We start from the raw sequence: 20,848 nt of genomic DNA on the forward strand, positions 1-20,848 counted from the left end.
TCCCTGCCTGAGAGTTTTCCCATGTCCGAAGCCAAGCGCCTGGCCGCTGAAAAAGCCATCGAATACGTCGAAGACGGCATGATCGTCGGGGTCGGCACCGGTTCCACCGTGGCCTACTTCATCGATGCGCTGGCCCGCATCCAGCACCGCATCAAGGGCGCGGTGTCCAGTTCGGAACAGAGCACCGCGCGCCTGAAGCAGCACGGCATCGAGGTGATCGAGCTGAACCACACCGGCAACCTGTCGCTGTACGTGGACGGCGCCGATGAGTGCGATCCGGGCAAGTGCCTGATCAAGGGCGGTGGCGCGGCGCTGACCCGCGAAAAGATCATCGCCGAGGCCAGCGAGCGTTTCGTCTGCATCGTCGATCCCAGCAAGCAGGTGCCGGTGCTGGGCAATTTCCCGCTGCCGGTGGAAGTGATTCCGATGGCGCGCAGCCTGGTGGCCCGACAGATCCGCGACATGACCGGCGGCCAGCCGACCTGGCGCGAGGGCGTGGTGACCGACAACGGCAACCAGATCCTGGACATCCACAACCTGCAGATCACCGATCCGGAAAAGCTGGAGCGCGAGCTGAACCAGCTGCCGGGCGTGGTCTGCGTGGGCCTGTTCGCGCGCCGCCGCGCCGATGTGGTGATTGTCGGCGGTGAACCGCCGGTCGTGCTCTGACCCCTGCGAAGGACTCTGATGATGTCGCTGTTGCGTTCGCTGCTGATGCTTCCGCTGCTGGCCCTGACCGGCTGTGCCACCGATGCCGCCCGCCACTGGGTGGAGCTGGACGGCGCCCGTTACAAAGTCGAGCTGGCCACCAACGATGACACCCGCGCCCGCGGCCTGATGTTCCGCGACCAGATGCCGGCCGACCACGGCATGCTGTTCGTGCACGAGCAGGAGGAGATGCAGGCGTACTGGATGAAGAACACCCGGATCGCGCTGGACATCCTGTACTTCGACAGCCAGCGCCGGCTGGTCAGCCAGCAGCGCGATGTGCCGCCCTGCTCGGCCGGCGACCGCTGCCCGCCCTACCCCAGCAGCGGCCCGGCCCGCTACGTGCTGGAGCTCAATGCGGGCCAGGCGGAAAAGCTGAAGCTGAAGGACGGCACCGCACTGACCTTCGGCCCGGGCATCGAGAACTGACGGACCGCCGGGCTGCGCCCGGCACCCGCCGAATCAACATCAACGGCAACGTCAAATTCGTGCATTTCGAGGGATGCGCGGTGGGTCCGGTGGCGGGGGACGGCGCAAGTACGTCCCTGTAGCCTTGGCCGCGGCATCCATGCCGCGGACACCCCCGCCACCGGACCCACCCCGCCTTCTACAGGTTCCCGCGATCTGTTGGAACGGCACGGGGTCGGACCCCGTTGCTGCGCAACGGGCTCCGACCCCAGATTGATTTCGATATCTGACGGTAGATCCACGCCATGCGTGGATGGGGAACAACGACATGCGGAATTCACGCCGCACCGCTTGAAACCGCCTGCGATTGCCGCCAGTCTGTCGCCATGCAGGACCGGATCACACTCCCCGACTGGGATGCACTGGCCGACCTCGATGACGAGGCGCTGCCACTGTTGCCGACCGCGCTGCTGATCGCGCGCGATGAATACCCCGATCTTCAACCCGGCGTGTACGAGGCGCTGGTGCAGAGCCATGTCGATCACCTGCGCGCCGAAGTGGACACGATCGAGCGCTGGCCGATGAAGATGGCCGCGGTGAACCGCCACCTGTTCGACGAGCTGGGTTACAGCGGTGACCACCAGCAGTACTACGACCCGCGCAACAGCTACCTCAACCAGGTGTTCGAACGGCGCCTGGGCAATCCCATTTCGCTGGCCCTGGTGCAGATGGAAGTGGCCCGGCGGCTGGGCATTCCGCTGGACGGGGTGTCCTTCCCCGGCCATTTCCTGGTGCGCCTGCCCGTGGACGACGGGGTGCTGGTGATGGACCCGTTCAATGGCGGTCGCCCGCTGGACGTGGACGAGCTGCGCGAACGCGCCAAGTCACACCTGGGCGGGCAGGCGCCGGATGACCAGGTGCTGGCGCAGATCCTGGATCCGGCGCCGAGCCGGGCGATCCTGATCCGCATGCTGCGCAACCTGCATGGCGTCTATGCCGAAGCCGGCGAATGGGACCGTGCCGCGCGCAGCGCCGACCGACTGCTGAAACTGGCCCCGGAACAGGACGATGCCCTGCGCGACCGTGGCCTGGCCTATCTGCAGCTGGAATACCTGGCCGGCGCCCGGCATGACCTGGGGCAGTACCTGAAGCGCAACCCGGACGCCAGCGATGCGCAGTGGCTGCGCGAGAAGCTGATCGACCTGGGCGGGCCGATGCCGCGGTTGCATTGACCGGTAGCGCCGGGCCATGCCCGGCGGCGCCCCAATCAATCGATCTCGACCATCTCGAAATCGTCCTTGGTCACCCCGCAATCGGGGCAGGTCCAGGTCTCGGGAATGTCCTCCCAGCGCGTGCCCGGGGCGATGCCCTCTTCCGGCAGCCCGTCCGCCTCACGGTAGATGAAGCCGCAGACCACGCACATCCAGGTGCGCAAGGTGGTGGGGGTGGCATCGCTCATCGGATAATCAAGGCTGGATTCACTGGCCGTCATTGTCCCACCGCGGCCCTTCTACCGGTAGCCATCCATGAACGCAGCTTCCCCGGCGCCCCGCGGCGTCTACCTGATCACCCCGGACGAGGCCGATACCGCGCGCCTGCTGGCACGCACCGCGCCGCTGCTGGCCGCCGGCGCCACCTGGCTGCAGTACCGCAACAAGACCGCCAGCGATGCGCTGCGGCTGGAACAGGCCACCGCCCTGCAGGCGCTGTGCGCCGGACACGGCGTGCCGCTGATCATCAACGACGACCCGGCGCTGGCGCAGGCCGTGGGCGCGGCCGGCGTGCACCTGGGCGGCACCGACGGTGACATTCCCAGCGCGCGTGCCCTGCTCGGCCCGGCCGCCATCATCGGTGCGTCCTGCTACGACCAGGTGGCCAACGCCGAAAAGGCCGTGGCCGCGGGCGCCAGCTACGTGGCCTTCGGCGCCTTCTTCCCCACCACCACGAAGATCACCAGCAGCCGCGCCCACACCGACCTGCTGCGGCAAACCGCCGCACTGGGCGTGCCGCGGGTGGCCATTGGTGGCCTGACCCCGGACAATGTGGGTCCCATCATCGACGCCGGCGCCGACCTGGTGGCCGTGGTCAGCGGCATCTATGCCGCACCGGACCCGGTCGCGATCCAGCGCGCCTTCCTCGCCCAGTTCGCGTAATGCCCAGGAAAGCCCCATGAACCACGACCAGTCCCACGCCCTGTTCTCCCGCGCCCAGCAGCTGCTGCCGGGCGGCGTCAATTCGCCGGTGCGCGCGTTCAAGTCGGTGGGCGGCGAACCGTTCTTCGTCGAACGCGCCGACGGCGCCTACCTGTACGACGTGGACGGCAACCGCTACATCGACTACGTGGGCTCGTGGGGCCCGATGATCGTCGGCCACAACCACCCGGCCGTGCGCCAGGCGGTGAAGCGGGCGATCGACAACGGCCTGTCCTTCGGTGCGCCGTGCGCGGCAGAAGTGACCATGGCCGAGACCATCACCCGGCTGGTGCCGTCGTGCGAAATGGTGCGCATGGTCAATTCGGGCACCGAAGCCACGCTGTCGGCCATCCGCCTGGCGCGCGGCGCCACCGGCCGCAACCGTATCGTGAAGTTCGAAGGCTGCTACCACGGCCACGGCGATTCGTTCCTGGTCAAGGCCGGCAGCGGCATGCTGACCCTGGGCGTGCCGACCTCGCCGGGCGTACCGGCGGGCCTGAGCGAACTGACCCTGACCCTGCCCTACAACGATTTCGAAGCGGCCACCGCGCTGTTCGAGGCGCAGGGCAGCGAGATTGCCGGGCTCATCATCGAACCGGTGGTGGGCAACGCCAACTGCATTCCGCCGCGCGAGGGTTACCTGCAGCACCTGCGTGCGCTGTGCACGCAGCACGGTGCGCTGCTGATCTTCGATGAAGTGATGACCGGTTTCCGCGTGGCCCTGGGCGGCGCGCAGGCGCACTACGGCATCACCCCGGACCTGACCACCTTCGGCAAGATCATCGGCGGCGGCATGCCGGTGGGTGCCTATGGTGGCCGCCGCGACCTGATGCAGCAGATTGCACCGGCCGGCCCGATCTACCAGGCCGGCACGCTCAGCGGCAATCCGGTGGCGATGGCCGCCGGCCTCGCCATGCTCGACCTGGTATCGCAGCCGGGCTTCCATGCCGACCTGGCCGAGCGCACCGCGCGCCTGTGTGCCGGCCTGGAAGCGGCGGCCGCCGAAGCCGGCGTGGCGGTGACCACCACCCAGGTGGGCGCGATGTTCGGTCTGTTCTTCACCAGCGAAAAGGTGGAGACCTATGCCCAGGCCACGGCCTGCGATATTCCGGCGTTCAACCGCTTCTTCCACGCCATGCTGGAACAGGGCGTGTTCCTGGCGCCGTCGGCGTACGAAGCCGGGTTCATGTCCAGCGCGCACGACGATGCGGTGATCGAGGCCACGCTGGCCGCCGCACGCGTGGCGTTCAAGGCCGCGAAGGGGTAAGCGGTCTCGGGTGGGTGCCGACCTTGGTTGGCACCCTTGGGCACCCATCCACGCATGGCGTGGTTCTACCTGGGCCTGGTAGGTGCCAACCTTGGTTGGCACGAAGAATATCAACCGAAGACGAAGCTGCCCTTCATCATCGCGAAGTGCCCCGGGAACGAGCAGAAGAAGGTGTAATCACCGCCCTTCTGCAGGCCCTTGGTGGAAAACCGCACGCGCGTCGTCTCGCCGCCACCGATCACCTTGGTATGCGCCAGCACCCGCTTGTCGGCCTTGGGCAGGTAGCTGTCGGCCAGGCTCATGCGCATGCCGGCCAGGGCCACCGGCTGGTAGTCGGCCGTGCGGGTCAGCACCCAGTTGTGGCCCATGGCGGTGGCCGCCAGCTTGCCGGTGTGGCGCAGGGTCAGGTCCACTTCGCTGCAGTCGGCTGCCACCTTGATCTGCCGGCTGCTGAAGGTCATCTGGTCGGTGCTGTCGATGCTCACCGCACACACCCGCGCCATTGCCGCCGGTGCGAACAGCAGCGCACCCAGTCCGATTGCCACGCCCCAAGCTTTCATCAACACGTCTCCTGCAGGTTCACCTTCATTCTAGGCAGTGACCGCGCGCACGAGCTGCGACAGGGTGTCGCATGCCGTGCACACGCTGAGGCATGCTGCAGGCATGGAGATTCGACTGTTGCTGCTGGATGTGGATGGCGTGCTGCTGCAGTACCAGCGCGCGCGCCGCGTGCTGTACCTGGCGCAGACCCTGCAGCGCAGCACCGCGCAGGTGCAGGCCGCGTTGTTCGACAGTGGGCTGGAAACCGCCTACGACGCCGGGCAGGTCAGCACCGAGGACTATCTGGCACAGCTGGGCCACGCATTGGATGTCAGCGTGGATGTGCCGACCTGGATCGCCGCACGCCGGGCCGCGTGCCGGCCGCAGGTGGCGGTGGTGCAGCGCTTGCTGGCCCTGGATGACGCCCTGCCGCTGGCGGTGCTGACCAATAACGGACCCCTGATGGCGCAGGTGCTGCCGCAACTGCTGCCGGACCTGCACCCGCGCCTGCAGCCGCGGGTGCTGTGCAGCGGCATGCTGGGCGGCCGCAAGCCGGACCCGGCGGTGTTCAAGCGCGCATTGCAGCGGCTGGATGCCGATCCAGGCCACACGCTGTTCGTGGATGACCTGTTCGTCAACGTGCGCGGCGCGCGCGCGGCCGGGCTGCATGCCGAAACCGTGCGCGACGGTCGCGGGCTGGGGAAGGTGTTGAAGCGCTACCCGATCAGCGCGTGGCAACGAACGCGGCGATGGCCGCACGCAGTCGCTTCAGGCCTTCGGCCACTTCTTCATCGGTGATGTTCAGCGACGGCACGAAGCGCAGCACGTCCGGACCGGCCTGCAGGGTCAGCAGGCCCTGGTCGGCGGCGTGGTCCAGGATGGCACCGGCCTGGCCGGCGAAATCCTTGTTCAGCACCGCGCCCAGCATCAGGCCACGGCCGCGCACATCGCTGAAGATGTTGAACTCTTCGTTGATGCGGGCGAACCCATCGCGCAGCGCCTTCGACTGGCGGCTGACGTTGGCGGCGATCTCGGCCGACCCCAGCTTGCGCAGCGCCACCCGCGCCACCGCAGCGGCCAGCGGGTTGCCACCGAAGGTGGTGCCGTGGGCGCCGAACTGCATGGTTTCGGCCACCTTCGGGCCGGCCAGCATGGCGCCGATCGGGAAGCCGCCGCCCAGGGCCTTGGCCAGGGTGACCATGTCCGGCACCACATCGTCCTGCCAATGCGCGAACAGGGTACCGGTGCGGCCCATGCCGGCCTGGATCTCGTCCAGCACCAGCAGCGCGTTGTGCTGGTCGCACAGCTCGCGCACGCGCTTGAGGAAACCAGACTTGGCCGGCATCACCCCGCCCTCGCCCTGGATCGGCTCCAGCATCACCGCGGCCACGTCGCCGGCGGCCATCGCGGTTTCCAGCTGCACTTCATCGTTGAAATCGATGTAGCGGAAGCCACCGGGCAGCGGCTCGTAGCCTTCCTGGTACTTCGGCTGGGCGGTGGCGGTCACCGCGCCCAGGGTGCGGCCGTGGAAGCTGCCGCGGAAGGTGATGATGACGCGCTTGTCGGCCGGGCGGCCCTGGCTGGACGCCCACTTGCGCACCATCTTGATCGCCACTTCATTGGCTTCGGCGCCGGAATTGCACAGGAACACGCGCTCGGCGAAGCGGCTGGCCTTCACCAGTTCTTCGGCCAGGTGCAGCGGCGGTGCACTGTAGAACACGTTGCTGGTGTGCCAGAGCTTGCCGGCCTGTTCCACCAGCGCGGCGGTCAGGTCCGGGTCGTTATGGCCCAGGCCGCACACGGCAATGCCGGCGGCCAGGTCGATGAATTCACGGCCCTGGCTGTCCCACACGCGGGCGCCCTGGCCTCGCTCCAACACCACCTGGCGGGGCTTGTAGACCGGCAGGTAGTAGTGCGAAAGGGAGATCAGCGGATCGGTAGCGGCGGTCATGGCAGTGGGCAGGATTCAGGAACCCCCATTCTCGCCCCCCAGCCCCTGCGGCACAATGCACCGATGCGCCCGTTTTCCGCCCCCCAACTGAACCCCGCCACCGCGTCCGGCTGGCGCCGCACCTGGTTCGACATCATCTACCGGCACGACACCCGGCCGTCCCGCAATTTCGACCTGATCCTGGTGGTGGCGATCATCGCCAGCATCCTGGTGGTGATGATCGACAGCGTGCAGCACCTGCACGTGGCCTGGGCCGACGGGCTGTACGTGATCGAATGGGTGTTCACCGCCCTGTTCACGATCGAGTACCTGCTGCGCCTGGCGGTGGTGAAACGGCCGCTGCGCTATGCGGTCAGCATCTGGGGAATCATCGACCTGCTGTCGATCCTGCCCGCCTATCTGTCGCTGTTCGTGCCCGGCGCGCAGAGCCTGCTGGTGGTGCGCGCGCTGCGCATCCTGCGCGTGTTCCGCATCCTGAAGCTGACCCGCTACATCGAAGAAAGCGGCATCCTGCTGCAGTCGCTGTGGCGCAGCCGGCGCAAGATCCTGCTGTTCCTGTTCACGGTCATCACCATCACGATCATCGCCGGCACCCTGATGTACGTGATCGAAGGCCCCGAGCACGGCTTCAGCAACATCCCGGCCAGCATGTACTGGGCGGTGGTGACCATGGCCACGGTCGGTTTCGGCGATATCGTGCCGCAGACCGTGCTGGGCCGTTTCGTCACCTCGGTGCTGATCTTGATCGGCTACAGCATCATCGCCGTGCCCACCGGCATCTACACCGCCGAACTGGCCAGCAGCATGCGCGAAGCCGAACTGGCCGCGCGCCGCGACGCCCGCGGCTGCCCGCACTGCGGGCTGGAAGGCCATGAACCCGATGCGCGGCATTGCCGCCGTTGCGGCCACGCCATTCCCGATACCTTCAACAGCTGATCGCAGCCGCCGGGCATGGCCCGGCGCTGCCCGTCGGTCTGGTCAGTGCATGCGGTTGCTGGTGGTGACCAGGTCGTTGTAAGCGTCCATGATGGTCGACTGCGCACCTTCCGGATCGGAGGTGAGCCAGCTGCCGGAGGCCTTGCGCTCGGCGGCCAGCGCTTCGGCGGTGATCGGCTTGCCCTCGCTCAGGCGCTCCACCCCACGCCCGGCGCTGCGCACCAGCTTGTCCGCCGAACGCCGTACATGGCCCCACATCGGGTTGTCCTTGCCGACACCGGCCTCCTCGATTTCCTTGATCAGGCCCTGGTACTCGGCCAGGCGTGTGCGCAGCGCCGGCAGGTCGGGAGCGTCGGCCTGGAAGGCCAGCGCCAGCTGCTTGCCATCGCCGACGATGCGCAGATGGTAGTAGGACAACGAGCGGCCTTCGCTGTCCTCGATCTGCTGCAGCTGCACGGCGCGGCGTTCCTGCTCGCTCTTTTCCAGCGCAGCATCCAGCGCGTCGCTGGCCTCGAAGAACCCCGCATAGGCCTGCATCAGCGGCCCGTGCTGGGTACGCAGGCCCTCGCCACCGTCACGCCGGTACTCCTCGCGGGTGAAGTAGCCATCGGCCTGTTCGACCAGCACGTTCAGCGTCTGGAACGATTGCTGGTAATCGCGTACCGCCGCGTCCATCGGCAGGGCCGGGGCCAACGCCAGCGCGTCGGTCAGCGGCTGCGCGCAGTATTCCACCCGGTGCGAAGCCACCTTGCCCGGCGAACGTGGCTGCGCTTCCTTGCCGGTGGGGCCGGCGGCGGCATCGGCCATCCAGCCGGTATAGGTCTGGAAGCCCTCGCGCACGGGTGCTTCGACGCCGTTGTAGCAGGCAATGTAGGCATTGATCTTGTCCACGCTCCGGTCGGCAACCAGAGCGCCGCCGCCGGGACCGCAGGCGGCGAGACCGATCATCGCGCCAGCCAGCAGCACGGGGACGGAAACACGGGAAACACGCATGGAAACTCCTCAGGCAACACAGAAAAACGAGGCGCCAGCGTGCCCGGTCGCGGGCTGCGCTGCACCTGGATTGCACCCGATTGCTCGCAAACGCGGGCGCTGCGGGGATCACGCATGGGGCTGACGCATTTGGCTGTGCCATATACGTCAACTGGAAACCGATTACTGCCGGTTGCTCTCGTCCACCAGCGTGTTGTAGGTCTGCAGCAGTTTCCCCGGCGAGCCGCTGGGAATGTCCGAGCCCTGTGCCAGCCACTTCTTTTCGATGTCGGTGAAGGGACGTTTGCCGGACACGCGCTCCAGGCGCCACTTCGCATCGCGGCGGAACACTTCCGCCTCATGCTCGAAGCTGTTCCACTGCATGCGCCCCGGCTCCTGTCCGCCAACGGCGGCATGTGCTTCGTCGGAAATGCGGTTGAACGCATCCAGCAACGTCTGTGCCTGGGCGACGTCGAAGCGGTCTTCGGCCATCACGTCGATCAGCGCCTTGGCGTCGCGCATCATCGCCATGCGGTAGTACTCGCGGGTCAGTTCACCGCGCTGCTTCATTGCCTCCAGCGCTGCGTTCTGCTCGGCCATGTTCTGCGCTTCCAGCGCGTTGCTGAACGCCTGGCTGTGTTCGGCGAAGGTCATCAGCGCGGTCATCAGCGGCGCATGCATGTCCTTGCCACGGGCGAAGTCATCGTCCTGGTAGTCCTCGCGCGAATAATAGTCGTGGCCTGCATGGGCCAGCGGCTGCAGCGCATGCAGGCTGTCCAGGTACTGCTGGGCGGCGGCATCCAGCACCGGCAGCGGCGGCTGCGCAGCCCGTGCGCTGGCGATCTTCGTGTCGCAGTTCTTCAGATCGGCGGCGGTCAGGTCCGGCGGGCCGATCGGGCGATCCTCGCGACCGCTCGGGCCGGCCTTCGGGTCCGCCATCCAGCTGGTGTAGTAGTCGATGCCCTGGTGCAGGCCACTGTCCACATCGTTGTAGCAGTCGATATAGGCGTTGAGCTTGGTGGTCATTGCCAGCTCGGCCGCGTCAGCGTCCGATACATCGGCCGACGCGTCTGCGGCATCGGCATGGCCGTTGTGTTCGGCAGGGCCCGCCGCACCGGGCAGCTTGCCGCAGGCGACCAGTGCCAGCGACAAGGCAGCGACCAGCGCCGCAGAACGCAGTGGCGTCTTCATGCAATCACATCCTTGTTGAAATCGGTTCCAGCCCGACATTCTAGCGATCCGTGGCAGGCGCGATCCTTGACGCCTGCCGCAGATCGGCTGCCGCGGGTCAGTCCAGGAACAGGTCCGGCAGCAGGGCGCGCGATGGATCGACCGCATAGCCGGACAGATCGGTCACGCCCGCTTCGGCCAGCACCTCGTCATCGAGCAGGAAGCGACCGTGGAAACCAGCCGCTTCCCGCACCAGCACCGCGTGCGCGGCGTCGGCCATGATCTGCGGCGTGCGGCAGCCGGCCGCATCCACGCCGGGAATCATGTTGATCGCATCGGTGGCGATGACGGTGCGCGGCCACAGCGCATTCACCGCCACGCCCTGCGGGCCGAACTCGGCGGCCAGGCCCAGGGTGACGAAGCTCATGCCCATCTTGGCCAGGGTGTAGCCGGTGTGCGGCGCCCACCATTTCTGGTCCAGGCTGGGCGGCGGCGCCAGGGTCAGGATGTGCGGATTGGGCGCCTGCAGCAGGTACGGCAGGCAGGCCTGCGCGCACAGGAAGCTGCCGCGTGCATTGACCTGCTGCATCAGGTCGAAGCGCTTCATCGGCGTGTCCAAGGTGCCGCGCAGCCAGATGGCACTGGCGTTGTTGACCAGGATGTCGATGCCGCCAAAGGTATCCACGGCCGCGGCCACGGCGGCCTGCACCTGGTCTTCTTCGCGGATGTCGCACTTCAGCGCCAGGCCCTGGCCACCGACGGCGGTGACCGCTTCGGCGGCGCTGTGGATGGTGCCCGGCAGCTTCGGGTTGGGTACCGACGACTTCGCGGCGATGGCCACGTTGGCGCCGTCACGCGCCGCGCGCAGTGCGATGGCCAGGCCGATGCCACGCGAGGCGCCGGTGATGAAAAGGGTTTTGCCCTGCAGACTGCCCACGTTCCACACTCCAGCGTATGCAATGAGCCGCTAGTATGCCGCGCCGACGCGGAGTTCACCGCACGTTGACGATACTGGTCCCCCGGTCAACGCACGAGGTGTACGCCATGCGCCGTTCCCGTCTGCTGCTGCCTGCCCTGGGCCTGGCCCTGCTTGCCGCCTGCCAGGGTCGCCCGCCGGAATCCGGCGCTGCATCGGCCGGCGACGACGCGCCTGCTGCCGCCAAGGCCGCCGATGGGTCGTTGCGCTGGAGCGAAGCGGTGGTGTGGGATGGTGACCTGAATGCCTGCCGCCAGGGCGACACCGCGGCCACCCGCGACTGCCTGGCCAAGGCCATGCGCGATGGCGGGGCCAGTGCCGATGCCGTTGCCGCAGCCGGCCAGCTGTCCAGCGCCGGCGAGCTGGCCTACGTGACCGCCTGGCATGAGCACGATGGCCTGGGCGTGGCCACGGTGGCTTACCCGTTCCGCGCCAATACCAACGAAGGCACGCGCCTGGTCGATGCGTCCGGCAAGCGGATCGATGTGGATGCCGTGCAGCTGGATGATGCGCTGCGTGCCGACCCAGGCGTGCAGGCGGTGCTGCAGGCCAACCCGCAGGCCACCCCGTTCCCGCCGGCACAGGCCACCGGCACCGCGCCGCTGGACGGCGGCGGCATCCGTCTGCTGTACCGCACGCCACTGCGCGACTGCCATGCCTGCCCCGACGTGGGCCATCTGCAGATCGGCTACGACTTCGACGGGCAGCGCAACTTCATCGGCCAGCAGCTGGTACCTGCCGCCCCATAACGGCGCCGGGCCGTGGCAGGCGGTAGAGTCGAGCTTGCTCGACTGCTGCACAGCATCCACGCATGGCGTGGTTCTACCGAACCATCCACGCATGGCGTGGATCTACTGCTGCATCCACGCATGGCGTGGATCTACCGAACCGCCGGGCATGGCGTGGATCTACAGTGACGCCGGGCGTGGCCCGGCGCTACCGGAGTGCGTCGTCAGCGGTACGCCTGCACCTGCCGGCGCAGCAGGTACGGCACGATCAGGCGGTGCACCGGTGCGACCGGCAGCATGTACACACGCCCGAACGCGTTGTGGGTATGCACCACGGTGGCCACTTCCAGCAGATCGCCCTGCCATTGCAGGGCCAGCTGCACGCGCAGGTGGCGGTCGTCGTCTTCCAGCACGATGGCATCGTCATCCAGCGACTGCAGGGTGAAGATGCCCAGGCGCTGGCCCGGCCGCGGGGCTGCGGCGGCCTGCACCGCACGCAGCGAGCCCAGGTCCTTCATGCCCAGCAGGGCCATGCCGCGGTTGCGCAGGGCCATCAGCCCATCGAACCAGGCGGGAATGGTCGCGGCCATGTCGCGGTAGGCCTGCAGGGCCGTGCGCCCGTCGCGCCGGGTGTGCGCCTGGCAGGCATGTACGAAATCGGCGCCGGCCAACTGCCCACCGAGCACGCTGCCTGCACCGGGCACGGTGGTCCGTACACGCGCCGCGCTCACGGCTTGGGCCCCTGCCCCTCGTTGTCTTCCCAATGCAGGATGCGCCGGGTCACAAAGCGATAGACCGGTTTGCCCGTGGCGAACCACAGCTCGCGGACCCACGAGGTGCGCTTCAGTACGCGCTTTTCCACTGGGGTCAGCGACTGGCGGCAGTACATGCGCTTGTGCTTGAGCAGGTGACGCAGGTCCTCGCGGGCCAGCAGGCGCATCCAGCGCGAGCGCGGGTGGCCGATCACCGCCAGCTGGAAGTCGATCAGCGCCGGTCGCCCGTCCTCGGTCACCAGCCAGTTCGCTTCCTTGGCCAGGTCATTGTGCGCCACCCCACGGCGGTGCAGCTGCTGCAGCAGGCGCCGCGCGGCATGGAACCAGGCCACGTCGCCCCGTGGCGGGCGCTGGTACATGGCATCGCCGGCCATGAAGCTGCGGTCCAGGTGGTGGCCGTTCCAGGCCAGCAGCTGCGGCACGTCGGCCATGCCGTGAATGTACTGCAGCGCGCGCGCTTCGCGACGGGCCAACCACCAGGCGGGAAGCCGCAGCCACAGCGGCGTGGCGCGCAGATCGCGGCGTACGAAACGGCCCTGCGGCCCTTCAACCAGCAGGATGCGGCCGAAGCTGTCGGCCTTCAAAGCGTGTGATGGAGCGTCGGGCGTGTACGGCATGCTGCCATTCTAGGCGATGGCGGTGGTTGCAAACGGTCACGAAGCGGCTGGGAACCAGTCACCTTCACGCCTCTATAATCGTGCAATGGACTCTTCATGGATCGACGCCACGCTTGCGTGGATTGCCGCTCACCCCGTACTGGCGGGCGCGGTCATTTTTCTGATCGCCTTCTGCGATGCGGTGATCATCCTGGGCGCGATCGTGCCGGCGCTGCCGTTGCTGTTCGCGGTGGGTGTGTTCATCGGCCTGGGGCAGATCTCAGGACCGTATGCGGTGGCGGCGGCGGCACTGGGTGCCTTCGCCGGTGACGGCATCAGCTATTGGATCGGCCGCCGCTGGGGCGACCGCCTGCGCGGCGTGTGGCCGTTCAGCCGTTACCCACAGTTGCTGGATCGCGGCGAGAACCTGTTCCGCCGCAATGCGTTCAAAAGCATCCTGGTGGCCCGCTACGTCGGCGCGATCCGGCCATTCGTGCCGGCCATCGCCGGCATGATGAACATGCCGGCCAGCCGCTACGTGCAGGCCAGCGGCATCGCCAGCATTTCCTGGGCACTGCTGTTCCTGGCGCCCGGCTGGGTGCTGGGTGAAGCCTATGACGCGGTGGCCGCCGTCGCCGGCCGGCTGGTGGTGGTCATCGGCTTGCTGGTGGTGCTGATGGGCGTGGTCTGGGCGCTGGTGCTGTATGGCTACCGCTGGTCGGCCGCGCGCATGGACCATTGGCTGGCCCGGTTGCTGGACTGGTCCAACCGCCATCCCACCCTGGGCCGCTACACCGTGGGCGTGCTGGACCCCAAGCGCCGCGAATCGGTGCCCTTGGCCATGCTGGCACTGATGCTGCTGGTGCTGGGCTGGGGCTGGTTCGCACTGTTGACGGTGGTGGTGGCGCACGGCGAACCGCTGGCCGTCGATCTGTGGGTGCACCAGGCCATGCTGGCCCTGCGCAACCCGTTGGCCGACTACCCGATGGCCGCACTGGCTTCACTGGGTGCCTGGCAGGTGCTGCTGCCGGCCACGGCCGCCGGCATGGGCTACCTGGTGTGGCGCCGGCGCTGGATGGCCGCCGCGCACTGGCTCGCGGCGCTGGCCTTCGGCCTGGCCCTGACCATGCTGCTGGGCGCCACGGTGGACGTGGTGCGCCCGCTGGATGCCAGCAGTGGCTTCGGCTTCCCGTCGGTGTCGGTCACCATGGCCACCATCACCTTCGGCTTCTTCGCCGTGCTGATCGCACGCGAAATGCCCGGGCGCACGCGCGTGTGGCCCTACCTGGTGTCGGGCATCGTGGTCAGCCTGATCGGCTTTGCCCGCCTGTACCTGGGCGCTCACTGGCTGAGCGATGTGATCGGCGGCATGTTGTTCGGCACGTTCTGGCTGCTGGTGCTGGGCATCGCCTACCGCCGCCGCTTCAACCGCTCGTTCTGGGTGAAGCCGGTGGCCTGGCTGTTCTACGGCGTGTTCGCGCTGGCGGCCATGTGGTACGCGCCGCGCAATATTCCGGTGAAGCTGCAGCGCTTTGAACCGGCGCTGCCGGCACCGCTGGCGATGGATCGGCAGGCCTGGTGGCAACAGGGCTGGGCGACACTGCCGGCGCGCCGCAATGAATTCGACGATGACCAGCGCTGGCCGCTGGATGTGCAGGTGGCTGGCCCGCTGGCACCGCTGCAGGCCCAGCTTGAAGCCCGCGGCTGGCGGGTGCAGGCGCAGGCCGGCTGGGAAGAAGCACTGCTGATGCTGGACAAGAACACCGGCGCCGAGCAGCTGCCGGTGCTGCCGGCCACGCTGGATACGCGGGTGGAAGCGCTGTTGATGGTGCGCCAGGGCGCGCGCCCGGAAGAGCGCTACGTGCTGCGCCTGTGGCCGGCGCCGATGCAGCTGCAGCCTGGCGCGGTGCCGCTGTGGCTGGGCAGTGCGCAGACGCTGCGCTATGAACGGCACTTCGAGTGGATCGGCATGTGGCACCCGGTGCGCGGCGTCGATCCGGCGTTCAACGCGGTGAAGGATGCCGTGCAGGGCCTGCCGCAGCGCGAAGACGTGCACAGCGAAACCGGGTTGCCGGTGTTGAGGTTGCAGACGCAGCCGTGATGCATCCGCCGGGCATGGCCCAGCGCTACCGCGGTTCTGCGGGGTAGCGCCGGGCCATGCCCGGCGGCGTAGATCCACGCCATGCGTGGATGGCAGGCCAAGCGTGCGCACCAAGGTGCGCACCTGCCAAACACAGGGCTTACGGCATCCGGTAGATCCACGCCTTGCCTGGATGGCAGGCCAAGCGTGCGCACCAAGGTGCGCACCTACCAAACGCAGGGCTTTACGGCATCCGGTAGATCCACGCCATGCGTGGATGGCAGGCCGAGCGTGCGCACCAAGGTGCGCACCTACCAAATGCAAGGTTTTACGGCATCCGGTAGATCCACGCCATGCGTGGATCGCACGCCGAGCGTGCGCACCAAGTGCGCACCTACCGAACGCAGGGCTTTACGGCATCCGGTAGATCCACGCCATGCGTGGATGGCAGGCCGAGCGTGCGCACCAAGGTGCGCACCTACCAAATGCAGGGCATTACGGCATCCGGTAGATCCACGCCATGCGTGGATGGCACGCAGAGCGTGCGCACCAAGGTGCGCACCTACCAAATGCAGGGCTTTACGGCATCCAGCCCAGCAACTGCTGCAGGCGCTGGTGCGGATCGTCCAGCTGCAGCAGCTGCAGGCGCTGCTGTTCGGCCAGCGGCAGCAGTTCGGCCAGGCGCCAGCCCACCCAGCTGGCCTGGTCCAGCAGCGCCGGCGTGGCCGGTGCATAGGTCTCGCCGGCCTGCTCGATGATGTGCCCCAGCACGGTGGCCAGCAGCGCGTGCTGCGGCCGCAGCTCGTCATCGGGATCCTCGTCGCACCAGCGCACGTCGGCCACCACCAGGCCATTGTCACGCACCCGCGTGCGCTCGACATGGAAGCGGCGGGTGCCACGCAGCCGCAGCTGCAGCACGCCATCGGCGCCCACGTCGAAATCCTCGATGCGCACCTGCACGCCGTAGGCGGCCGGGGTGGCCGGCTCACCCACTTCCTGGCCGTCCAGGATCAGGCACACGCCGAAGCCTTCGCCGCTGCGCCCGCAGTCGCGCACCAGGTCCAGGTAGCGCCGTTCGAACACGCGCAGGCCCAGTACCGCGCCCGGCACCAGCGCGGTGTGCAACGGGAACAGCGGCAGCGCGGTATCGGCGCTCATCGGCCCTGCAGCGCGGCCAGCAGCCGGCGCGGCGCGGCGTCGAAGCCGCCGTTGGACATGAACACCACGTGGTCGCCGCTGCGCACGTCGGCCTGCAGGCGGGCCAGCAGCGCATCGGTATCGGGCACCGCGTGCGCCGTGCCACGCACCGCAGCGATCACCGCGGCGGCGTCCCAGGCCAGTTCCGGGCGGTGCAGGAACACTACTTCGTCGGCCAGCGCCAGCGACGGCGCCAGCGCCTGCGCATGGGCGCCCAGCCGCATCGAATTGCTGCGCGGCTCCATGGCCACCACGATGCGTGCATCGCCGACCTTGGCGCGCAGGCCTTCCAGGGTGGTGGCGATCGCGGTCGGGTGGTGGGCGAAGTCGTCGTAGATGGTGATGCCGTCGTGGCTGCCGATCACTTCCATGCGGCGCTTGACGCTGCTGAAGCGCGCCAGGGCCGGAATGACCTCGGCCGGGGCCACGCCCACGGCATGCGCGGCGGCCAGCGCGGCCAGCCCGTTGAGCACGTTGTGGCGGCCCAGCAGTGACCACTGCACATCGCCCAGCGGCTGGCCGCGGTGGTGCACGCGGAAGGCGCTGCCATCGGCGGCCAGCAGTTCGGCATGCCATTCCAGCGACGGTTCGAAGCCGAAGCGCTCGACCGGGGTCCAGCAGCCCATCGCCAGCACTTCGGCCAGGTAGCGGTCCTCGCCGTTCACGATCAGGCGACCGCGCGCGGGCACGGTGCGCACCAGATGGTGGAACTGGCGCTGGATCGCGGCCACGTCGGGGAAGATGTCGGCGTGGTCGTACTCAAGGTTGTTGAGGATCGCCACCAGCGGCCGGTAATGCACGAACTTGCTGCGCTTGTCGAAGAAGGCGGTGTCGTACTCGTCGGCCTCGACCACGAACTCGCGGCCCTGGCCTACCCGCGCCGATACACCGAAATCCTCGGCCACGCCCCCGATCAGGAAGCCCGGCGCGCGACCGGCGCTTTCCAGCAGCCAGGTGAGGATGGTGGTGGTGGTGGTCTTGCCGTGGGTGCCGGCCACGGCCAGGGTGTCACGGCCCGGCAGCACCTGTTCGGCCAGCCACTGCGCGCCGGAGATGTAGCGCTGGCCCCGGTCCAGCACCGCTTCCACGGCCGGGTTGCCACGCGACAGGGCGTTGCCGACCACGACCTGGTCGGTGCCCGCGGGCACGCTGTCGGCCCGGTAGCCCTGGTCCAGGGTGATGCCCAGCTGTTCCAGCTGGGTGGACATGGGCGGGTAGATGGCCTGGTCGCTGCCGCTGACCGCATGGCCCAGTTCCCGCGCCAGCGCGGCCACGCCGCCCATGAAGGTGCCGGCGATTGCAAGGATATGTACGTTGCTCATGAGCGGGGATTGTGACCGATCACGGCTGTATCGGGCCATTGTCAGCATCAGGGTCAGACAAGTCCTACATCCACTATGAGAAAAGTCCAATCGTCTGTCGGGGAATTCCTGATAGCGATGTTATGTGAACCCGTACACAATTCAGAACGCCAGCCGCAGTACCCGAACCGGTCCTACTCCCCAAGAGGCCATCCCCAAGGGAGCTCATGCTGCGGGGCCTTGAGCAAGCCTTCCGCTGGCGCCTATGAAACGACACAGGCCTGATCCGCAAGGATCAGGCCTGTGTTTTTGTACCCGAAGGAGCCGGCGGCATGGCCGGCCCGACGGATTCAGTGCTGGATCGCTGCCAGGATGCGGGCTTCGATCTCGTCCAGCTCGCCCACGCCATCGACGCGGGCCAGGGTGCCACGGCCGGCGTAGAAGTCGACCACCGGGGCGGTCTGGTCGTTGTAGACCTGCAGGCGCTGGCGCACCGATTCGGGGTTGTCGTCGGCACGGCCCTGCTCCTGGGCACGGCCGGCAATGCGCTCGACCAGCAGCTCGGTGGCCACGTCCAGCTGCACCACCGCATCCAGCGGCTTGCCGATCTTGGCCAGCAGGCCGTCCATCGCGTTGGCCTGGGCCACGTTGCGCGGGTAGCCGTCCAGGATGAAGCCCTTGGCGACATCGGCCTGGGTCAGGCGCGATTCGAGCATACCCAGCAGGATGTCGTCCGACACCAGGTTGCCGGCATCCATCACCGCCTTGGCCTGCTTGCCCAGTTCCGAGCCCGCGGCGATCTCCGCGCGCAGCATGTCACCGGTCGAAATGTGGGCGATGCCCAGCTTTTCCTTCAGGCGCGTCGCCTGCGTCCCCTTGCCCGAACCGGGCGGTCCCAACAGAACCAATCGCATTGACCTGACTCCAACGTGTTGAAAACAAAGAAGGTTCGCGCACCGGACGGGCCGGTATCGCTGCACCGCAATAGCGCCACTTTACCGCATCCGGGTAATGTCCCTGCAATGTCCACTCGTACCAGCAGGTAGAAGCATGCGCAACGGCACCCTCCTCTACGCCCAGTCTGGCGGCGTCACCGCCGTCATCAACGCCTCGGCGGCGGCCGTGATCGAGCAGGCCCGGGCCAAGGGCATCAAGGTCCTGGCGGCGCGCAACGGCATCCTCGGTGCCCTGCGCGAAGAGCTGATCGACACCAGCAAGGAAAGTGCCGCAGCCATCCGCGCGCTGGCCCATACCCCGGGCGGCGCCTTCGGCTCGTGCCGTTTCAAGCTGAAATCCCTCGACGCCGACCGCGCCCGCTACGACCGCCTGCTGGAGGTGCTGCGCGCGCATGACGTGCGCTGGTTCCTCTACAACGGCGGCAACGATTCGGCCGACACCGCGCTGAAGGTCTCGCAGCTGGCCAAGGCGTCGGGCTATGACCTGACCTGCATCGGCGTGCCCAAGACCATCGACAACGACCTGGCGGTGACCGATACCTGCCCCGGCTTCGGTTCGGCGGCCAAATACACTGCCGTGTCGGTGCGCGAGGCGGCGCTGGACGTGGCGGCCATGGCCGAGACCTCCACCCGGGTGTTCATCTACGAGGCGATGGGCCGCCATGCCGGTTGGCTGGCCGCCGCTGCCGGCCTGGCCGGCAATGGCGAGGACGAAGCCCCGCACATCATCCTGCTGCCCGAGCGCGCCTACGACGAGGCCGCATTCCTGGCCAAGGTGAAGGCCGTGGTGGAACGGGTGGGCTACTGCGTGGTGGTGGCCTCCGAAGGCATCGCCACCGCCGACGGCCGCTTCGTGGCCGATGCCGGGGGCAGCAAGGATTCGTTCGGGCATTCACAGCTGGGCGGCGTGGCCGCGCACCTGGCGGGCCGGGTGAAGGACCAGCTGGGCCTGAAGGTGCACTGGGCGCTGCCCGACTACCTGCAGCGCTCGGCCCGCCACCTGGCCAGCAAGACCGACTGGGAACAGGCGCAGGCGGTGGGCAAGGCGGCCGTGCAGCTGGCGCTGAAGGGCCAGAACGGGGTGATGCCGGTGATCGTGCGCAGCAGCGATGCGCCCTACCGCTGGAAGATCGAAGCGGCGCCGCTGTCGAAGATCGCCAACCATGAAAAGAAGATGCCGGCCGGCTTCATCCGCCGTGATGGCTTCGGCATCACTGCCAAGGCGCGCGCCTACCTGTCGCCGCTGATCAAGGGCGAAGCGCCGCTGCCCTATGGCAGCGATGGCCTGCCCAAGTACGTAACGCTGAAGAACGTGGCGGTGAAGAAGAAGCTGCCCGCGTTCGAAGGCTAGAAGCCAATTCCGAACCGGGGTCGGATCCCGTTGCCTGCAACGGGCTCTGACCGCGCGGTCTACGGGCAGGCCTTGCCTTCCATCTGCAGCTGCGCGGCGAACATCGTCACCTGCGGGATCTTGCCGGCCGCCGCCTGCTTCTTCGCTTCTTCCAGATAGATGCGCGATTGGCCCTGGCCATCCAGCGCCTGGGTGTTGTTCACCGGCAGGCGCCACACCCGCACCACGGCCTGCTGAGCCGGGCAGGCGGCATTGGGCACGCGGATCACATCATTGAGCTTCCAGCCCTTGTCTGCACTGGGTTGGGCCTTGGCGTAATCGACGAAGCGCGCGCGTGGCTGGCACTGCTCGCTGGTGCGCACGGCGGCGAAGCGATACGGCTCGGCCGCCTGCCCGGTGAAAGCGCCTTCCAGCCGCGCGCAGGCTTCGGGAATCTGCCGCAGCGTGTGCGTGGCGCCCACGGCCTGCGGTGCACCCACGGCGCGCTGCAGTTCCGGGGTTTCGGCCGCCAGCGCCGGCAATGCAGGGGCCAGCACGGCGATCATCAACAGGGGAAGGCGCATGGGAGTTCTCCTACGGGACTGTACGCAGGCTTGCAGAGCGTGGCTTAACGGGGTGCAAAGGGCTTGGGCCTGCGGGTCACAACAAGCGCCGCTGCGCTCGCCGGGCATGGCCCGGCGCTACCATCCGGGCGCAGAGGGACGCATACTGCGGGCACCAGGGAATGCTGAACACCGCCATACGTT

At 67.9% G+C, this 20,848-nt stretch carries 21 protein-coding genes and 1 pseudogene; 10 read left to right on the forward strand and 12 right to left on the reverse strand.

Translation table 11 applies throughout. The annotated features are described in order from the left end of the window. Positions 1-21 precede the first annotated feature (21 nt). The 3 genes from rpiA (at position 22) to C1931_RS16270 (ending at position 2,348) form a co-directional block, all read left to right on the forward strand. Positions 22-669 (forward strand): ribose-5-phosphate isomerase RpiA, encoded by a 648-nt coding sequence (rpiA, locus tag C1931_RS16260; RefSeq protein ID WP_108754044.1) that lies wholly within the window; start codon positions 22-24, stop codon positions 667-669. A 21-nt stretch (positions 670-690) separates the two neighbouring features. Beyond that, entirely contained in the window at positions 691-1,137 is a 447-nt protein-coding gene (locus C1931_RS16265) for a DUF192 domain-containing protein (protein WP_108750990.1), read from the forward strand. A gap of 365 nt (positions 1,138-1,502) precedes the next feature. Beyond that, on the forward strand, positions 1,503-2,348 hold the full coding sequence (locus C1931_RS16270) for a SirB1 family protein (protein WP_108757070.1): 846 nt from the start codon (positions 1,503-1,505) through the stop codon (positions 2,346-2,348). A 35-nt stretch (positions 2,349-2,383) separates the two neighbouring features. Here the strand turns inward: C1931_RS16270 and C1931_RS16275 are convergent, their stop codons facing one another. After that, entirely contained in the window at positions 2,384-2,608 is a 225-nt protein-coding gene (locus C1931_RS16275) for a rubredoxin (protein WP_108757071.1), read from the reverse strand. A gap of 34 nt (positions 2,609-2,642) precedes the next feature. Here C1931_RS16275 and thiE point away from each other — a divergent pair, with 34 nt between their 5' ends. Then, complete coding sequence (gene thiE, locus C1931_RS16280; protein ID WP_108757072.1) at positions 2,643-3,269, forward strand: thiamine phosphate synthase; 627 nt, start codon at positions 2,643-2,645, stop codon at positions 3,267-3,269. A gap of 16 nt (positions 3,270-3,285) precedes the next feature. Beyond that, positions 3,286-4,575, forward strand: coding sequence for a glutamate-1-semialdehyde 2,1-aminomutase (hemL, locus tag C1931_RS16285; protein ID WP_108757073.1), 1,290 nt, complete (start codon positions 3,286-3,288; stop codon positions 4,573-4,575). 110 nt (positions 4,576-4,685) lie between these two features. On the opposite strand, the gene azu is transcribed toward hemL, so the two are convergent. Next, positions 4,686-5,135, reverse strand: coding sequence for an azurin (gene azu / locus C1931_RS16290; protein WP_108750995.1), 450 nt, complete (start codon positions 5,133-5,135; stop codon positions 4,686-4,688). A gap of 103 nt (positions 5,136-5,238) precedes the next feature. Here azu and C1931_RS16295 point away from each other — a divergent pair. Further along, positions 5,239-5,844 (forward strand): annotated as a pseudogene (locus tag C1931_RS16295) (HAD-IA family hydrolase); the annotation flags it as partial. Here C1931_RS16295 and C1931_RS16300 read toward each other — a convergent pair. Next, positions 5,840-7,066, reverse strand: a complete 1,227-nt coding sequence (locus C1931_RS16300; protein ID WP_108757075.1) for an acetylornithine transaminase — start codon at positions 7,064-7,066, stop codon at positions 5,840-5,842. The pseudogene C1931_RS16295 and the gene C1931_RS16300 overlap by 5 nt on opposite strands. A gap of 63 nt (positions 7,067-7,129) precedes the next feature. Here C1931_RS16300 and C1931_RS16305 point away from each other — a divergent pair, with 63 nt between their 5' ends. Next, on the forward strand, positions 7,130-8,002 hold the full coding sequence (locus C1931_RS16305) for an ion transporter (RefSeq protein WP_108757076.1): 873 nt from the start codon (positions 7,130-7,132) through the stop codon (positions 8,000-8,002). Positions 8,003-8,044: 42 nt separating this feature from the next. Here the strand turns inward: C1931_RS16305 and C1931_RS16310 are convergent, their stop codons facing one another. From C1931_RS16310 to C1931_RS16320, 3 genes are all read right to left on the reverse strand, one after another. Then, complete coding sequence (locus tag C1931_RS16310) at positions 8,045-8,995, reverse strand: YiiG family protein (RefSeq protein ID WP_108757077.1); 951 nt, start codon at positions 8,993-8,995, stop codon at positions 8,045-8,047. Positions 8,996-9,157: 162 nt separating this feature from the next. After that, positions 9,158-10,165, reverse strand: a complete 1,008-nt coding sequence (locus C1931_RS16315) for a YiiG family protein (protein ID WP_108757078.1) — start codon at positions 10,163-10,165, stop codon at positions 9,158-9,160. 97 nt (positions 10,166-10,262) lie between these two features. After that, a complete protein-coding gene (locus tag C1931_RS16320) occupies positions 10,263-11,081 on the reverse strand; it encodes an NAD(P)-dependent oxidoreductase (protein ID WP_108757792.1) in 819 nt (272 codons plus the stop codon). A gap of 107 nt (positions 11,082-11,188) precedes the next feature. Here C1931_RS16320 and C1931_RS16325 point away from each other — a divergent pair, with 107 nt between their 5' ends. Continuing rightward, the gene (locus tag C1931_RS16325) at positions 11,189-11,869 is read left to right on the forward strand and encodes a hypothetical protein (protein ID WP_108757793.1); all 681 of its coding nucleotides are present in this window, start codon (positions 11,189-11,191) and stop codon (positions 11,867-11,869) included. A gap of 203 nt (positions 11,870-12,072) precedes the next feature. Here the strand turns inward: C1931_RS16325 and C1931_RS16330 are convergent, their stop codons facing one another. Beyond that, positions 12,073-12,579: a DUF2867 domain-containing protein gene (locus C1931_RS16330; RefSeq protein ID WP_108757079.1), complete on the reverse strand. Its 507-nt coding sequence runs from the start codon at positions 12,577-12,579 to the stop codon at positions 12,073-12,075. After that, positions 12,576-13,238, reverse strand: a complete 663-nt coding sequence (locus C1931_RS16335) for a serine/threonine-protein kinase (protein ID WP_108757080.1) — start codon at positions 13,236-13,238, stop codon at positions 12,576-12,578. Before C1931_RS16335 ends, C1931_RS16330 begins: the two co-directional genes overlap by 4 nt. 85 nt (positions 13,239-13,323) lie before the next feature. Between C1931_RS16335 and C1931_RS16340 the strand changes: the two genes are divergently transcribed. Beyond that, complete coding sequence (locus C1931_RS16340; protein ID WP_108757081.1) at positions 13,324-15,318, forward strand: bifunctional DedA family/phosphatase PAP2 family protein; 1,995 nt, start codon at positions 13,324-13,326, stop codon at positions 15,316-15,318. Between the two features lie 558 nt (positions 15,319-15,876). Here C1931_RS16340 and C1931_RS16345 read toward each other — a convergent pair. From C1931_RS16345 to C1931_RS16355, 3 genes are all read right to left on the reverse strand, one after another. After that, complete coding sequence (locus C1931_RS16345; protein WP_108757082.1) at positions 15,877-16,455, reverse strand: LON peptidase substrate-binding domain-containing protein; 579 nt, start codon at positions 16,453-16,455, stop codon at positions 15,877-15,879. After that, the gene (mpl, locus tag C1931_RS16350; RefSeq protein WP_108757083.1) at positions 16,452-17,816 is read right to left on the reverse strand and encodes a UDP-N-acetylmuramate:L-alanyl-gamma-D-glutamyl-meso-diaminopimelate ligase; all 1,365 of its coding nucleotides are present in this window, start codon (positions 17,814-17,816) and stop codon (positions 16,452-16,454) included. The genes C1931_RS16345 and mpl overlap by 4 nt, the downstream gene beginning before the upstream one ends. Positions 17,817-18,145: 329 nt before the next feature. Further along, positions 18,146-18,709 carry an adenylate kinase gene (locus C1931_RS16355; RefSeq protein WP_108750628.1) on the reverse strand — a complete coding sequence of 188 codons (564 nt, stop codon included), beginning with the start codon at positions 18,707-18,709 and terminating at the stop codon, positions 18,146-18,148. Between the two features lie 136 nt (positions 18,710-18,845). Between C1931_RS16355 and C1931_RS16360 the strand changes: the two genes are divergently transcribed. Then, entirely contained in the window at positions 18,846-20,102 is a 1,257-nt protein-coding gene (locus tag C1931_RS16360; protein WP_108757084.1) for a 6-phosphofructokinase, read from the forward strand. A 59-nt stretch (positions 20,103-20,161) separates the two neighbouring features. Here the strand turns inward: C1931_RS16360 and C1931_RS16365 are convergent, their stop codons facing one another. Beyond that, a complete protein-coding gene (locus tag C1931_RS16365) occupies positions 20,162-20,665 on the reverse strand; it encodes a hypothetical protein (protein WP_108750626.1) in 504 nt (167 codons plus the stop codon). Positions 20,666-20,848 lie beyond the last annotated feature (183 nt).

It is taken from the genome of Stenotrophomonas sp. YAU14A_MKIMI4_1, assembly GCF_003086855.1.
Lineage (GTDB): Bacteria > Pseudomonadota > Gammaproteobacteria > Xanthomonadales > Xanthomonadaceae > Stenotrophomonas.

Coding starts and splice junctions, on each gene's coding strand:
- rpiA (WP_108754044.1), top strand. CDS start 22: ATGTCCGAAGCCAAGCGCCTGGCCGCTGAAAAAGCCATCGAATACGTC.
- C1931_RS16265 (WP_108750990.1), top strand. CDS start 691: ATGTCGCTGTTGCGTTCGCTGCTGATGCTTCCGCTGCTGGCCCTGACC.
- C1931_RS16270 (WP_108757070.1), top strand. CDS start 1,503: ATGCAGGACCGGATCACACTCCCCGACTGGGATGCACTGGCCGACCTC.
- C1931_RS16275 (WP_108757071.1), bottom strand. CDS start 2,608: ATGACGGCCAGTGAATCCAGCCTTGATTATCCGATGAGCGATGCCACC.
- thiE (WP_108757072.1), top strand. CDS start 2,643: ATGAACGCAGCTTCCCCGGCGCCCCGCGGCGTCTACCTGATCACCCCG.
- hemL (WP_108757073.1), top strand. CDS start 3,286: ATGAACCACGACCAGTCCCACGCCCTGTTCTCCCGCGCCCAGCAGCTG.
- azu (WP_108750995.1), bottom strand. CDS start 5,135: ATGAAAGCTTGGGGCGTGGCAATCGGACTGGGTGCGCTGCTGTTCGCA.
- C1931_RS16300 (WP_108757075.1), bottom strand. CDS start 7,066: ATGACCGCCGCTACCGATCCGCTGATCTCCCTTTCGCACTACTACCTG.
- C1931_RS16305 (WP_108757076.1), top strand. CDS start 7,130: ATGCGCCCGTTTTCCGCCCCCCAACTGAACCCCGCCACCGCGTCCGGC.
- C1931_RS16310 (WP_108757077.1), bottom strand. CDS start 8,995: ATGCGTGTTTCCCGTGTTTCCGTCCCCGTGCTGCTGGCTGGCGCGATG.
- C1931_RS16315 (WP_108757078.1), bottom strand. CDS start 10,165: ATGAAGACGCCACTGCGTTCTGCGGCGCTGGTCGCTGCCTTGTCGCTG.
- C1931_RS16325 (WP_108757793.1), top strand. CDS start 11,189: ATGCGCCGTTCCCGTCTGCTGCTGCCTGCCCTGGGCCTGGCCCTGCTT.
- C1931_RS16335 (WP_108757080.1), bottom strand. CDS start 13,238: ATGCCGTACACGCCCGACGCTCCATCACACGCTTTGAAGGCCGACAGC.
- C1931_RS16340 (WP_108757081.1), top strand. CDS start 13,324: ATGGACTCTTCATGGATCGACGCCACGCTTGCGTGGATTGCCGCTCAC.
- C1931_RS16345 (WP_108757082.1), bottom strand. CDS start 16,455: ATGAGCGCCGATACCGCGCTGCCGCTGTTCCCGTTGCACACCGCGCTG.
- mpl (WP_108757083.1), bottom strand. CDS start 17,816: ATGAGCAACGTACATATCCTTGCAATCGCCGGCACCTTCATGGGCGGC.
- C1931_RS16355 (WP_108750628.1), bottom strand. CDS start 18,709: ATGCGATTGGTTCTGTTGGGACCGCCCGGTTCGGGCAAGGGGACGCAG.
- C1931_RS16360 (WP_108757084.1), top strand. CDS start 18,846: ATGCGCAACGGCACCCTCCTCTACGCCCAGTCTGGCGGCGTCACCGCC.
- C1931_RS16365 (WP_108750626.1), bottom strand. CDS start 20,665: ATGCGCCTTCCCCTGTTGATGATCGCCGTGCTGGCCCCTGCATTGCCG.